Here is a 12,146-nt window from a genome sequence, read left to right on the forward strand (position 1 = left end):
GTGGAAGGTATCCGGGAAGAACTGCCGCGAAAGTGCCGTCCCCCGCAAATCACGGCCTACCACCCGGTGGTGGAAACGGGATCGCGCTGGGTGTCCGGAATGCGGTGGCGTCGCCGCCGGAATTCACGACAGCCCAGTCAAGTGGACCCCTGGAGGTGACAGGCGGATCCCTAGTGCAACGGGTCGAGGGAGGCGACGCGGCGCAGCGCGCTGTCGGTCAGGTCCGGGTCGGACTCCTCCACGATCTCCTCCGCGACGATCCGCAACGCGTCCTCGAACTGGTCCAGCCGCCGGTCCAGTTCGGCGAGCTCACGGGTCGTCTCGGCGATCGCGGCGGCCAGACCGGGCCGGTTCTCGGCCCGCCGCAACGCGTCCCGCACGACCAGGCTGTCCCGCAACGCCACCAGCGCCCGCCACAGCAGCAGCTCCACCTGGGCGACCCGCCGTGCTTCCAGGCCGCGCAACGCGTCGAAGTGCACGCACAGCCGGCCGGCCCGACGGCGTTGGACCGGATCGGTGAACTGCCCGCAGTGCACGACATCCCGCGCGCTGCCCGCCAGCACCACGTCCCAGTCGGCTAATCGGACCGGTAGGACGGCGACCAACGCCAAGACGAGCAACGGCACGCAGGCCAGCCCGACCCACCACCACTTCGGCGCCGTCACCCCCAACACCCCGGCCAGCACGCCGGCCGACACGACCGCGAGAACGGCGACAGGCCGGATCCGGTCCCGTCTGGCACGGCGGGTGGCGGCACGTCGAGCCGGCCCCACCTCGGCTTCCGGACGCCACATCCACCAGCGGGGTAACGGCACCACCTGGTTCATGTCCACCAATCAGCGGGTCGCGAGGAACGCCCTGAACGCTTTGGGGGAGAAGGAAAGCACAGGGCTCGCGTCACCCAACTTGGAGTCCCGCACACCGACGACGGTGGGGGAGGACCCGATCTCGACACAGCCGTTCTGAGCTTCGCTGTAGGACGACTTACGCCACCGGTACTTCATCGAGATCACAAGTCCTTCGCAGTCTGCTTGACCCAGCGGGCGAAGTCTTCCGGCTTGTCCGCTTGGACCCGCAGGCGGGTCAACGCGTCCCGGTACAGCATTACCTGCGCGGGCTCCTCGTAGTAGACGCCCTTCGCCCTGGTTTCGGTGTACACGCAACCGGGGTCATGCTCAAGCTCGTTTGGGAACGTCAGCACTGTGAAGGCGCCTTCGGCGCCGGTGTGCGCACCGGCGGTCGCGGGCAGAACCTGCATCTCGATGTTCGGGTGCTCGCGCAGTTCCACCAGGTGTTCCAACTGAGCGTTGAGGATCGCCGGACTGCCGACCCGCAGGCGTAGCGCGGCCTCCGAGATCACCGCCCAGACCTGGGGAGCGTCTTCCTGGTCGAGCACCTCGTCCTGGCGCGCCATCCGCAGCTCTACCCGCTTCTCCACTTCGGTGGCGGGGAACTCGGGGCGGCCACCCCGGATGATCGCGCGGGCGTAGTCAGGTGTCTGGAACAGGCCGGGAACCACGATGGCGTCCCAGCTCTCGATCTTCACCGCCGACGACTCCAGCCCCAGGAAGAGCTTGAAGTACTCCGGCACCGCCGAGTCATCGAAGCCGATCCACCAGTCACGGCCCTTCTTCGCGCGCAGCCGCAAGTCGAGGAAGAATTCCGCCCGTTCCGGCACGCCGTACAGCTCCAGCAACCGCTCCAACTCCAGCGGTTTCGGCAGGGAGCGGCCGGTCTCCACATGGCCGATCGCGGGCACCGAGCCCTTGATCGCCGCTGCCGCCTCCTCCCGGCTGATGCTCCGGTCCTCGCGCAGTTTGCGCAGCTCGAAGGCGATCCAGCGCTTGAGCACGGTCGGGCTGCTGGACGAGGTCACCACGGACGTCTCCTCACTCGAATGAGCTATTTCAGACGTAGGATGCTCAGAACTATCGTCATCGACGATAGGTTGAGCGAACCGATGGTGATCAGATTACCGGCTCTACGGCTGAGGGAGAGGTGTCCACGTGTTCACGAATGGTGGAATCGCGGTCGACTCGTGGGTTCGAATCGAGAAGGGCTGCGCGATCGAGTGCGACGTGGTGGGTGACGAAGCCCAGTTCACCTTCGGCGGCCGGCGGGGCGGTGAGCTGAACATGATCGTCACCGAGGACGGCTTGGAGCAGGTGGTCGAGCACTTCCAGCGAGCGCTCGACCAGTTCCGGGCCAACCCGGCGCCAACGGCGGCGTCGACGCCGCCGTCGACCAACGGCAGCGTCAGCTGATCTCGGGCAGCTTCGGGCCTAGCAGGTCGTCCGCGTCCACGATCTTGTACGCGTACCCCTGCTCGGCGAGGAACCGCTGTCGGTGCGCCGCGTAGTCCGTGTCCAGCGTGTCCCTCGACACCACCGAGTAGAAGTGCGCCTGCCGCCCGTCACCCTTGGGCCGCAACAGCCGACCGAGCCGCTGCGCCTCCTCCTGCCGAGACCCGAACGTCCCCGACACCTGCACGGCCACCGACGCCTCGGGCAGGTCGATGGAGAAGTTCGCCACCTTCGACACCACCAACGTCCGCAGCTCACCGCGCCGGAACTGGTCGAACAGCGCCTCGCGCTCCTTGTTCTTGGTCGATCCCTGGATGATCGGCGCGTTCAGGGCCTCGCCCAGCGACTCCAACTGGTCCAGGTACGCCCCGATCACCAACGTCGGCTCGCCGGGGTGCCGGTCCAGGATCGCCTGCACCACGGGCAGCTTCGTCCGCGCCGTGGAGCACAGCTTGTACCGCTCCTCCGGCTCGGAGGTCGCGTACTCCAGGCGTTCGTTGTCGGTCAGCGTCACCCGGACCTCGGTGCACTCGGCCGGCGCGATCCAGCCCTGCGCCTCGATGTCCCGCCACGGGACGTCGTACCGCTTCGGCCCGATCAGCGAGAACACGTCGCCTTCCTGGCCGTCCTCGCGCACCAACGTCGCCGTGAGCCCGAGCCGACGCCGTGACTGGAGGTCCGCGGTCATCCGGAAGACCGGCGCGGGCAGCAGGTGCACCTCGTCGTAGACGATCAGGCCCCAGTCCCGCGAGTCGAACAGCTCCAGGTGCCGGTACTCGCCCTTCGACTTGCGGGTGATCACCTGGTACGTCGCGATGGTGACCGGGCGGATCTCCTTGCGCTCGCCCGAGTACTCGCCGATCTCGTCCTCGGTCAACGTCGTCCGCGCGACCAGCTCGCGCTTCCACTGGCGTCCGGCGACGGTGTTCGTCACCAGGATCAACGTGGTCGCGCCCGCCTCGGCCATCGCCGCCGCGCCGACCAGCGTCTTGCCCGCGCCGCACGGCAGCACGACCACGCCCGAACCGCCCGCCCAGAACGCCCGCGCGGCCAGCCGCTGGTAGTCGCGCAGCTGCCAGCCGTCCTCGACCAGCCCGATGGGGTGGGCCTCGCCGTCGACGTACCCGGCCAGGTCCTCCGCCGGCCACCCGATCTTGAGCAGCAGCTGCTTGAGCCGGCCGCGTTCGCTCGGGTGCACGACCACGGTGTCGGCGTCGAGCCGGTCGCCGAGCATCGGCTTGACCTTCTTGTGCCGGAGCACCTCCTCCAGCACCGCGCGGTCCAGTGAGTTCAGGACCAGGCCGTGGGTGGGGTGGTTGGCCAGCTGGAGCCGGCCGAACCGGCCCATCGTGTCGACCACGTCCACCAGCAGCGGCTGCGGGACGGGGTAGCGGGAGAACCGGACCAGCGCGTCGACCACCTGCTCGGCGTCGTGGCCGGCGGCGCGCGCGTTCCAGAGCGCCAGCGGCGTGACCCGGTAGGTGTGGATGTGCTCGGGGGCACGTTCGAGCTCGGCGAACGGCGCGATCGCGGTGCGCGCGTCGTCCGACAGCGGGTGCTCGACCTCCAGCAGCAGGGTCTTGTCCGACTGGACGATCAATGGGCCGTCGGTCACTGGTGCGCACTCCTGTCGCTTGGCGTTCCTCCAGTGTGCATACGGGGTGCAAGTCGGTAGCGGACGGTGCTCGCCCGGCTACCCACCGCGTACGGACTCGGTTCGGTAAAGCCCTACCCGAACGGATGATCGGCTTCCGGCCGGCCCGATAACTTCCCTGCGCCCCGCCACGCGACCATACGCGCGGACCTCCGGGGCTTCCCGGATGAAACGAAGGTCTTCATGAGCACGGACACGCCCGCGTCCGCCCCGCAGTACCAGAACGCCCCGCAGGGCGAGGCGATTCCCCAGGCTCCGAAGAAGCCGAGCGTCATGTCCCGCATCCTGCGGGCCGTCCTCGGCCTCATCGTGGCCGGCGCGGTGGTCTACGGCATCAACTACTTCACCAGCGACGCGGCCCAGTCCAAGGCCGGCGAGTGCGCCAGCGTGACCGGCACGACGTCGAAGCCGGAGTTCAAGGTCGTGGACTGCGGCGCGGCCGAGGCGAACTACACCATCGGCAAGGTGCTGGGCTCCACCACCGAGTCGTGCAACGGCGACTACGACGAGTACACCGAGTCCGCGCGTCGCGGCCCGGACTCGAAGCTCTGCCTCGTGCCGAACCTGGTCGAGGGCAAGTGCTACGAGGAGGGCACGGGGATGGGCTACCCGGCCGTCGACTGCGCCAAGTCCGGCGCGGTCAAGCTGGTCAAGCTGGTCAAGGGCGCCGTGGACGAGGCCGCGTGCGGCGAGGCGACTCCGATGACGTTCCCGGAGCCGAAGACGACGTTCTGCTTCGGGCTGCCCGACAGCGCCTGACCCGCCTCGCGGGTGCGCGTGCCGCGGCCGAAGTGCCGTACCTTTCGGGGCGGTCACGCGCACCCGTCAAGCGAGGATCACCATGAGCGACGAGTCGAGCCGGCCCTCCGGCGACGCGCCCCAGGCCCACTCCCGGTCCGGTGGCAGCGTGAAGAAGATCCTGGTCGGCGTGCTTGCCGTCGTGGTGATCGCCGCCGTCGCGTACGGGGTGCGCTATCTCACCAATGACGCCGCGACCGCCGAGGCCGGGGACTGCGTGGGCGTCGCGGCCGAGGCGGATGGCCGTGCGGACGTCACCACCCTGGACTGCGACGCGGACAAGGCGTCGTTCAAGGTCGGCAAGGTCCTCGAAGCGACCGACGACTCCTGCCCCGAAGAGGGCATCTACACCGAGATCGTGCCGAACGGCGCGGTCGGCGACGGCTACAAGCTGTGCCTGATCCCGAACATGGCCGAGGGCTCCTGCTACGGGCCGGCCGAGGCCAGCGGGTTCGACAAGATCGAGTGCACCGGGCCCGAGACGTTCAAGGTCACCAAGGTGATCCAGGGGTCCACCGACACGACGGCCTGTCCGAGCGGCTCCGGCATGGCCTACCCGGAACCGGCGGTCACGTACTGCCTGGCCGCCGCCGACAGCTGAACTCCGGTCCTGCCCCGCCGGTCCTGAACACGCGTGGGTGAACCTGCTCAACCGGGCGGGCGGGCGTGCCGATGCCCTGTTCCATGCGGAAGATCGGATGGGGCGTCGCGGCGGTCGGGGTGCTGGTGGCGGGGGCGTTCGCGTTCACGCTGCTCGACGGCGGCCCCAGGAGTCCCGAGCCGGGCGTCTGCGGGCATATCGAACGGGTGAACGACGCCGACGGCGCCAAGTACCGGGCCATCGACTGCGCGGCCGAGAGCGCCAACGTGCGGGTCGCCAAGGTCGTGGACGACGCCTCCCAGTGCCCCACCGGCGGTTCGCCGTACACGATCTTCACCCGCTCGGCGACGTTGTGCCTGATCCCCAACTTCGTCGAGGGCGCCTGCTACGAGGGCGACAAGACCGCGGGCATGCGGAAGGTCGACTGCACGAAGGCCGAGGCGGTCCGCGTGATGAGCGCCGCCAAGGGACCCACGGAGTGCGCGAACGGGCACAAGGTCACGTACCCGGAGCCGGCCGTCACGTTCTGCCTGGTCCGGGTGGCGGAGATGCGCTGAACCGCTGCGCCGCCGCCCCGCGCGCAGGTACGTTCCGCTCGTCTGACGCGAGAGGAACACCAGGTGACCACGCCCCCCAACCAGCCGCCCTACGGCCCGCCGCAGGGTTTCCCGCCACCTCAGCAGCCGGGCTGGGGGTCGTCGCCGCAGGGCTCGCCGGCGCAGGGCTTCCCGGCCCAGCCGCCCGTCCCGCCGCAGTACCAGCAGCCGGGTCAACAGTCGGGTCAACAGCCAGGTCAGCCCGGTTTCCCGCAGGACCCCGGCTACCAGGGGCAGCCGCAGTACCAGCAGCCGCAGTACCAGCAGCCAGGTCAGCCCGGCTTCGCGCAAGACCCCGGTCTCCAAGGCCAGCCGCAGTACCAGCCAGGCCAACCGGGTCAGCCCGGCTACCAGGGCCACTACCCGCCCGGTCAGCCCGCCTACCCCCAGGAGCCCGCCCCCACCAAGGGCACGTCACGCGGCGCGAAGACGTTGATCGCCGCGGTCGGTCTGGGCATCGTCGGCGTAGTCGTCGCCGGGATCATCGCGAGCACCTCCGCCCCGGCGGGCGCCGAGGTCGGCGACTGCATCAAGGTCGTCTCCTCCACCGCCACCTCGACCAAGGTGGACAAGATCGAGTGCTCCTCGATGGAAGCCACCTTCAAGGTCGGCGCCAACCTGGACCGCAGCACCGCCTCGTGCCCGTCCGGCGACTACGCCAAGTACAGCGACCGCGGCGGCCGGCGCAGTGACGGCTTCGCCCTCTGCCTGATGCTGAACGCCGCCGAGGGCGAGTGCTTCAAGCAGGAAGGCACGCGCTCGGCCGACGCCGTCAAGGTCACCTGCGATTCGAGTGCCACTCACAAGGTGGTGAAGGTCTCCGAAGGCCGGTCGGACGAGAACGAGTGCGCAAGTGGCGAAATCGTGTTCGTCTACTCACAGCCAGCGACCACGATCTGCTTGACCGAGGAGTGATCCGGTCCTAATCGATCCATAAAAGGGGAAAAATCAGGGGCCTTCCCGCAATGGGAAGGCCCCCTCTCGCAATGCTTTGGACGCTGACGGTGAGTCAGTTGGTGGTTCCGGGCGGCAACAATCCGCCGACGTCCAACCGCTCCGGAAGCACCTCTTCGGTGTCCATCATGTCCGCGACGCGCTGCAACCGGACCGGGTTGAGCGACAGCGGGAACGTGCCCACCGACACCAGCGCCGCGGTCTGCTGGTCGACGTCCATGTAGCCGGTCAGCGCGTTCTGCACGGACAGCTTGTCGTTCGACGCCGCTTCCTGCGCGTCCCGCAGGACCTGCCGGAACAGGGCCAGCGTGCGCGGGTTGGTGTCGGCGAACTTCTTGCTCGAGGAGTAACCCGACATGGGGAAATCCTTGGTCGGGCCGACCGCCGTGTCGGTGAGGATGCGGGCGCCGGCGTCGCGCTGGGCCTGCGTGATGTACGGCTCGGTCATCCACGCCGCGTCGACCTGCCCGGCCCGCAGCGCGTCCACCATCTGCGCGAACGGCATCTCCTCGGGCTTGATCCGCTGCTTCTCCACGCCCGCCGTCTTGAGCACGGCCTTCGTGGTCAGCGCGCCGACGTCGCTGCTGGACGGCACGGCGATGCGCGGGCTGGGCAGCTTGCCGGGGCTGTCGTACGCCTCGTCCAGCGTGACCAGCGCCATCGTGTTCGTGCCCGCCTGGTACGCCTCGCCCTGGAGCTGCAGCGCGGTGCCCTCGGCGAAGCTGCGGAACAGCGTGACGTGCGTGGACCACGTCAGGTCGAGCGTGGTGTCGAGCTGCTTGATGCCCTCGACCTCGCTGTTCAGCGGCACCAGCTGCACCTGGAGGCCGGCCTTCTCGAACAACTTGTTGTTGTAGGCGAGGCGGAGCGGTGCGACGTCCACCACTGGCAGCACACCGATGCGCAGAGTGTCGCGCTCCACATCGGGGCGGTCGTTCCCGTCGGTTCCGGGAAGGAGTCCGCATGCCGTCAAGGTGGCGGCACAAGCGAACAACGCTGCCGCACGTCGCAGAACACGTGCTGGGGTAGGCATGGCACCTCTCGCCGGGATGACCTAGAGAGCGGGGTCTATTTGATCAACGAATTCTCGACGCAGTTGTCGATGCGGGGGATCGTAACCACCCAGAGGTATGAAACGACAGCCCTGCTCCGATACGGTGAGTGCTTCCGGAGTCTTCCCCGACGCCGGGGTCGAGCACTACGCTCCCCGCCTGGTGGCACTGGTCGTCGCTGACCGTGGTGTCCCTGTGCGGGGTGGGGTGCCTAGCCGGCACCACCGCTCCTGTGCTGCAATTCGGCCCGATTTCGAGTCCATGCTTCGGTCCGCGGGGGAGAGGCCGGGGAACACTGCTGCCGGAAGAGGAAGCCCAGGGTGGCCCGTCGAGAGAGAGGTCCCAGCCAGACAGGCGTGGGGATTACACCGCGCTCCGAAAGGCCCGGAACGGGTGACGGACTGGCTGCGCAGAGTGATGGAATGGTGACCGAGTCAACGGGTGCCCGGCCGAGTCCGGTGAACAGGGCCGCGGCCGACCGCGAGGCGAAGGCCCGCGGCGGTGCGGGCTGGCGGCTGCGCAACTGGCGGCTGCCCACCAAGCTGACCGCCGTCCTGCTGATCCCCACCATCGCCGCGGTCGCCCTCGGCGGCCTGCGGGTGAACTCGGACCTCGCCGACGCGACCGACCTGAACCAGCTGGCGAACCAGGTCCAGCTGGAGTCGGCGGTCGCCGACCTGGTGCAGCAGCTCCAGCGTGAGCGCGACCTGAGCGCGAGCCACGTGGCGTCCGGCAAGAAACTCGACCGCGTCGTGCTGGACCGCCAGCTGCGCCGCGTGCAGGACACCGTGCAGGCGCTCAACGGCAAGATCGCCGAGCTCAGCGCGGACCTGGACGACGAGGTGGTGACCCGGTTCCGCCGGGCGTCCAGCCAGCTCGACCGGCTCAACAGCCTGCGCAACGCGGTCCGCGACACGCAGTACCCGTCCGAAGCCGTGATGCGCACCTACTCCGAGTCCGTGGAAAGCCTCCTGGACCTCGGTGAACAGGCCATCGCGGGCATCAACGAGCCCGAACTGGTGCGACTGCACCTGGCCACCAACGCGATCGCCCGGATCAAGGAGCAGGAGTCGCGCAAGCGCGGCATCATGCTCGACGTCTTCCAGGGCGGCGTGTTCGGACCGGGCCAGGAGCGCGCCCTGCTGGCGGCGAACGCCGAGCTGGACGCGGCCCGCAACGACTTCCGCAAGTCCGCGACCGCGGACCAGGCCAAGATCTACGACGACACGGTCACCGGTCTGATCGTCGACACCGCGAACGACATGCAGGAGACGGCGCTGAACCTGGCCGCGGCCGGGAAGCCGATGACGTCCCTGCGGCCGGAGAAGTGGGACATCGCGTCCACGCTGACGGTGAACCTCACCCGTGACGTGGAGAACCTGCTGCTGGAGCGGTTGCAGACCCGGACGGACGAGCTGACCGGCACGGCCCGTGCCGCCGCGTTCCGCGACTCCGGCATCGTGCTGGGCGCGTTGCTGCTGGCGTTGGTCATGGCGCTGTTCGTGGCCCGCTCGATCCTCAACCCGCTGCGCGTCCTGCGCCGCACCGCGCTGGAGGTGGCCGACCGCGGCCTGCCCGAGGCGGTCGGCCGGATCCTGGCGGACCCGAACCCGCACGAGGCGGCCAAGACGGCCATCGCGCCGGTGCCGATCACCACCCGCGAAGAGGTCGGCCAGGTGGCGCGGGCGTTCGACGCGGTGCACGGCGAGGCGGTGCGGCTGGCGGCCGAGCAGGCGCTGCTGCGCGACAACGTCAACTCGATGTTCGTCAACCTGTCCCGCCGTTCGCAGGCCCTGGTCGAGCGCCAGCTGAACCTGATCGACCGGCTGGAGCAGGACGAGCAGGACCCGGACCAGCTGGCCAGCCTGTTCGAGCTGGACCACCTCGCCACCCGCATGCGGCGCAACAGCGAGAACCTGCTGGTCCTGTCCGGCACGGACCTGTCCCGCCGGCTGACCCGCCCGGTCCCGGCCGCCGAGGTGCTCGGCGCCGCCGTGTCCGAGGTCGAGCAGTACGCCCGGGTGCAGGTCGGCCAGACCCCGGAGCTCACCGTCCAGGGCCGCGCGGTCAACGACCTCGTGCACCTGATCGCGGAGCTGCTGGACAACGCCACCGCGTTCTCCGACCCGGTGACGAAGGTCACTGTGCGGACCGCGCGCACCCGCAAGGGCGAGCTGGCGATCGAGATCCAGGACCGCGGCGTCGGCATGGGCGAGCAGGAGATCACCGACGCCAACGTCCGGCTGGCCGACCCGCCCGACGTGGACGTCGCGGTGTCCCGCCGGATGGGCCTGTACGTGGTCGCGCGGCTGGCCAAGCGGCACGACATCAAGGTGCGGCTGCGCGCCAACGAGGACATCGAGGGCGGCACCACCGCGCTCGTCGTCGTGCCCGAGAACCTGGTCCAGTCGCCCGGCGCGATGGGCTCCCCGATGGGCGCCGAGCCCAGCCCCGCGTTCGGGGACTCCGGTTTCGGCGGCTTCGGCGGCGAGCAGGCGTTCGGCGAGTCCGGTTCGGGCAACACGGCGCAGCGCGCGTCCGGCATCGCCGGGGCGTTCGGCACCGGCACCCTGTCCCGCCTGGACGACGACGTGAGCTTCCCGAGCATCCCGCGGGTCGAGGACGAGCCGGCGTTCCCGGTGAGCTTCGTGCAGGGCGAGGGCGACCACGACCCGGTGCGGATGCCGGCGTTCGGCGACACGCCGACGTTCGGCCAGGCGCCTTCGGAGACATCGGGCGAGCTGTCCCAGTGGCTGCCGATGGGCGAGGAACGCGACGTCGAACGCGAGCCCGAGGGCTCGTTCGGCGAACCGACCCTGTTCACCGCCTACGAGGACCGCGAAGAGCACGACACCGCGTACGAACACGGGTTCGAGACGACGCAGTTCACGCCGGCGCTGGACCAGGGCTTCCTGGTCGACCCGGAGCCCGAGCCGGCGCACCTCAACGGCTCGTCCGCCGAGCCCGTCGCCGAGCCCGCGCCACTGCGCCGGATCGAGCACGACGACGCGCCGACCGAGCGGTTGCCGATCTACGAGGCCGTCCTGTCGCAGTGGTTCCAGTCCGTGGGCAGCGAGACGTCGGCGGCCACCGCGCAGGCGGTGCCACCGGCGGCCGACCCGGAGCCGGTAGCCCGTGAGGAGTCGGTGCTGCCGACCCGCACGCGCCGTGCCGTGCCGCCGGTCGCGCCCACGACGTCCGAGGACGCGCTCCCTCAGCGCGGCTCGCTGGACCCGTTGGCGAACCGCCTTTCCCCGCGGGAGACCGAAAGCGGCCTCCCACAACGGGGCGAGGTCGCCGCCGCCCGCGCGGAGGGCACTAGTCTGACCGAGGGCGGGCTGCCCAAGCGGCAGCCTGGCTCATCCGACAACCTGCCCAAGCGCGCCGCGGAGGTGCACCGCGTGACCGAGCCCGAACCGGTCGCCGAACCCGAGCCGGCCGCGCTGCCCGCCGAGTCGGTGTGGGAGTCCCCCGCCGACGAAGGCTGGCACGCAGCGCAGGCCTTGCTCAGCAAGGAACCAGAGACCACGACACAGGCGGGGTTGCCCAAGCGGGTACCCAAGGCTCAGCTTGTGCCGGGATCCGCCGCACCGAAGCCGCAGGCCTCGGAGCGGCAACCGCAGCGGCCCCCGCTGCCACCACGATCGGCTGACGCGATCCGTGGACGCATGTCGAGTCTTCAGCAGGGCGTCCGTCGAGGGCGACACGCTTTGATCGACGCTTACGCTGGTGACATGTCGAGCCGGCAAGACGAGGAGCAGGAGTGACGACCGCAGCTCAGCCAGGCAGCTTTGGTTGGCTTATCACCGACTTCGTGCGCCGGGTTCCCGGTGTGGCACATTCCGTGGTCGTGTCGGCGGACGGGCTACTGCTCGCCGGCTCGCAGGGTCTGCCCCGCGACCGCGCCGAACAGCTGTCCGCCGTGGCATCCGGGCTCGTCAGCCTCACGGCGGGCGCGGCGCGGTGCTTCGAGGCGGGCACGGTGAACCAGACCGTGGTCGAGATGGAGCGGGGTTACCTGTTCCTGATGTCGATCAGCGACGGGTCGTGCCTCGCGGTGCTCGCGGCCCCGAACTGCGACATCGGCCTCGTCGCGTACGAGATGACGCTTCTGGTCGAGCGCGTGGGCCAGCAGCTCACCCCGGAGCTGCGCGCGCAGCTCCAGGGTGTGGTTCGGCGGTAGCTCCT

12 protein-coding genes are annotated in these 12,146 nt (G+C 69.7%); 7 read left to right on the plus strand and 5 right to left on the minus strand.

All coding sequences use genetic code 11. From position 1 onward, the window contains the following. Positions 1–170: 170 nt before the first annotated feature. The 3 genes from F4560_RS35070 to F4560_RS35080 are packed head-to-tail and all read right to left on the minus strand — an operon-like array spanning position 171 to position 1,879. Complete coding sequence (locus F4560_RS35070; protein ID WP_184927394.1) at positions 171–794, minus strand: hypothetical protein; 624 nt, start codon at positions 792–794, stop codon at positions 171–173. 42 nt (positions 795–836) lie between these two features. After that, positions 837–1,004: a DUF397 domain-containing protein gene (locus F4560_RS35075; protein ID WP_184929575.1), complete on the minus strand. Its 168-nt coding sequence runs from the start codon at positions 1,002–1,004 to the stop codon at positions 837–839. 5 nt (positions 1,005–1,009) lie between these two features. Further along, the gene (locus F4560_RS35080; RefSeq protein ID WP_312869657.1) at positions 1,010–1,879 is read right to left on the minus strand and encodes a helix-turn-helix domain-containing protein; all 870 of its coding nucleotides are present in this window, start codon (positions 1,877–1,879) and stop codon (positions 1,010–1,012) included. A gap of 127 nt (positions 1,880–2,006) precedes the next feature. Here F4560_RS35080 and F4560_RS35085 point away from each other — a divergent pair, with 127 nt between their 5' ends. After that, positions 2,007–2,264: a hypothetical protein gene (locus F4560_RS35085; protein WP_184927395.1), complete on the plus strand. Its 258-nt coding sequence runs from the start codon at positions 2,007–2,009 to the stop codon at positions 2,262–2,264. Here F4560_RS35085 and F4560_RS35090 read toward each other — a convergent pair. After that, positions 2,257–3,918 carry a DNA repair helicase XPB gene (locus F4560_RS35090; RefSeq protein WP_184927396.1) on the minus strand — a complete coding sequence of 554 codons (1,662 nt, stop codon included), beginning with the start codon at positions 3,916–3,918 and terminating at the stop codon, positions 2,257–2,259. The genes F4560_RS35085 and F4560_RS35090 overlap by 8 nt on opposite strands. Before the next feature lie 222 nt (positions 3,919–4,140). Between F4560_RS35090 and F4560_RS35095 the strand changes: the two genes are divergently transcribed. From F4560_RS35095 to F4560_RS45800, 4 genes are all read left to right on the plus strand, one after another. After that, the gene (locus F4560_RS35095) at positions 4,141–4,716 is read left to right on the plus strand and encodes an LppU/SCO3897 family protein (RefSeq protein WP_184927397.1); all 576 of its coding nucleotides are present in this window, start codon (positions 4,141–4,143) and stop codon (positions 4,714–4,716) included. A gap of 82 nt (positions 4,717–4,798) precedes the next feature. Beyond that, complete coding sequence (locus F4560_RS35100) at positions 4,799–5,356, plus strand: LppU/SCO3897 family protein (RefSeq protein WP_184927398.1); 558 nt, start codon at positions 4,799–4,801, stop codon at positions 5,354–5,356. An 83-nt stretch (positions 5,357–5,439) separates the two neighbouring features. Continuing rightward, positions 5,440–5,913: an LppU/SCO3897 family protein gene (locus F4560_RS35105; protein WP_184927399.1), complete on the plus strand. Its 474-nt coding sequence runs from the start codon at positions 5,440–5,442 to the stop codon at positions 5,911–5,913. Between the two features lie 63 nt (positions 5,914–5,976). Beyond that, positions 5,977–6,867 (plus strand): LppU/SCO3897 family protein, encoded by an 891-nt coding sequence (locus F4560_RS45800; RefSeq protein ID WP_184927400.1) that lies wholly within the window; start codon positions 5,977–5,979, stop codon positions 6,865–6,867. Positions 6,868–6,961: 94 nt separating this feature from the next. On the opposite strand, the gene F4560_RS35115 is transcribed toward F4560_RS45800, so the two are convergent. Continuing rightward, positions 6,962–7,828 (minus strand): ABC transporter substrate-binding protein, encoded by an 867-nt coding sequence (locus tag F4560_RS35115; RefSeq protein WP_312869658.1) that lies wholly within the window; start codon positions 7,826–7,828, stop codon positions 6,962–6,964. A gap of 588 nt (positions 7,829–8,416) precedes the next feature. Between F4560_RS35115 and F4560_RS35120 the strand changes: the two genes are divergently transcribed. Next, a complete protein-coding gene (locus tag F4560_RS35120; protein WP_312869659.1) occupies positions 8,417–11,725 on the plus strand; it encodes a sensor histidine kinase in 3,309 nt (1,102 codons plus the stop codon). Beyond that, the gene (locus F4560_RS35125) at positions 11,722–12,141 is read left to right on the plus strand and encodes a roadblock/LC7 domain-containing protein (protein ID WP_033442969.1); all 420 of its coding nucleotides are present in this window, start codon (positions 11,722–11,724) and stop codon (positions 12,139–12,141) included. Before F4560_RS35120 ends, F4560_RS35125 begins: the two co-directional genes overlap by 4 nt. Positions 12,142–12,146 lie beyond the last annotated feature (5 nt).

It is taken from the genome of Saccharothrix ecbatanensis (assembly GCF_014205015.1).
Classification (GTDB): Bacteria; Actinomycetota; Actinomycetes; order Mycobacteriales; family Pseudonocardiaceae; genus Actinosynnema; species Actinosynnema ecbatanense.

Excerpts from the sequence above, each read along its gene's own strand:
- F4560_RS35070 (WP_184927394.1), bottom strand. The coding sequence starts at position 794 with ATGTGGCGTCCGGAAGCCGAGGTGGGGCCGGCTCGACGTGCCGCCACC.
- F4560_RS35075 (WP_184929575.1), bottom strand. The coding sequence starts at position 1,004 with ATGAAGTACCGGTGGCGTAAGTCGTCCTACAGCGAAGCTCAGAACGGC.
- F4560_RS35105 (WP_184927399.1), top strand. The coding sequence starts at position 5,440 with ATGCGGAAGATCGGATGGGGCGTCGCGGCGGTCGGGGTGCTGGTGGCG.
- F4560_RS35100 (WP_184927398.1), top strand. The coding sequence starts at position 4,799 with ATGAGCGACGAGTCGAGCCGGCCCTCCGGCGACGCGCCCCAGGCCCAC.
- F4560_RS35095 (WP_184927397.1), top strand. The coding sequence starts at position 4,141 with ATGAGCACGGACACGCCCGCGTCCGCCCCGCAGTACCAGAACGCCCCG.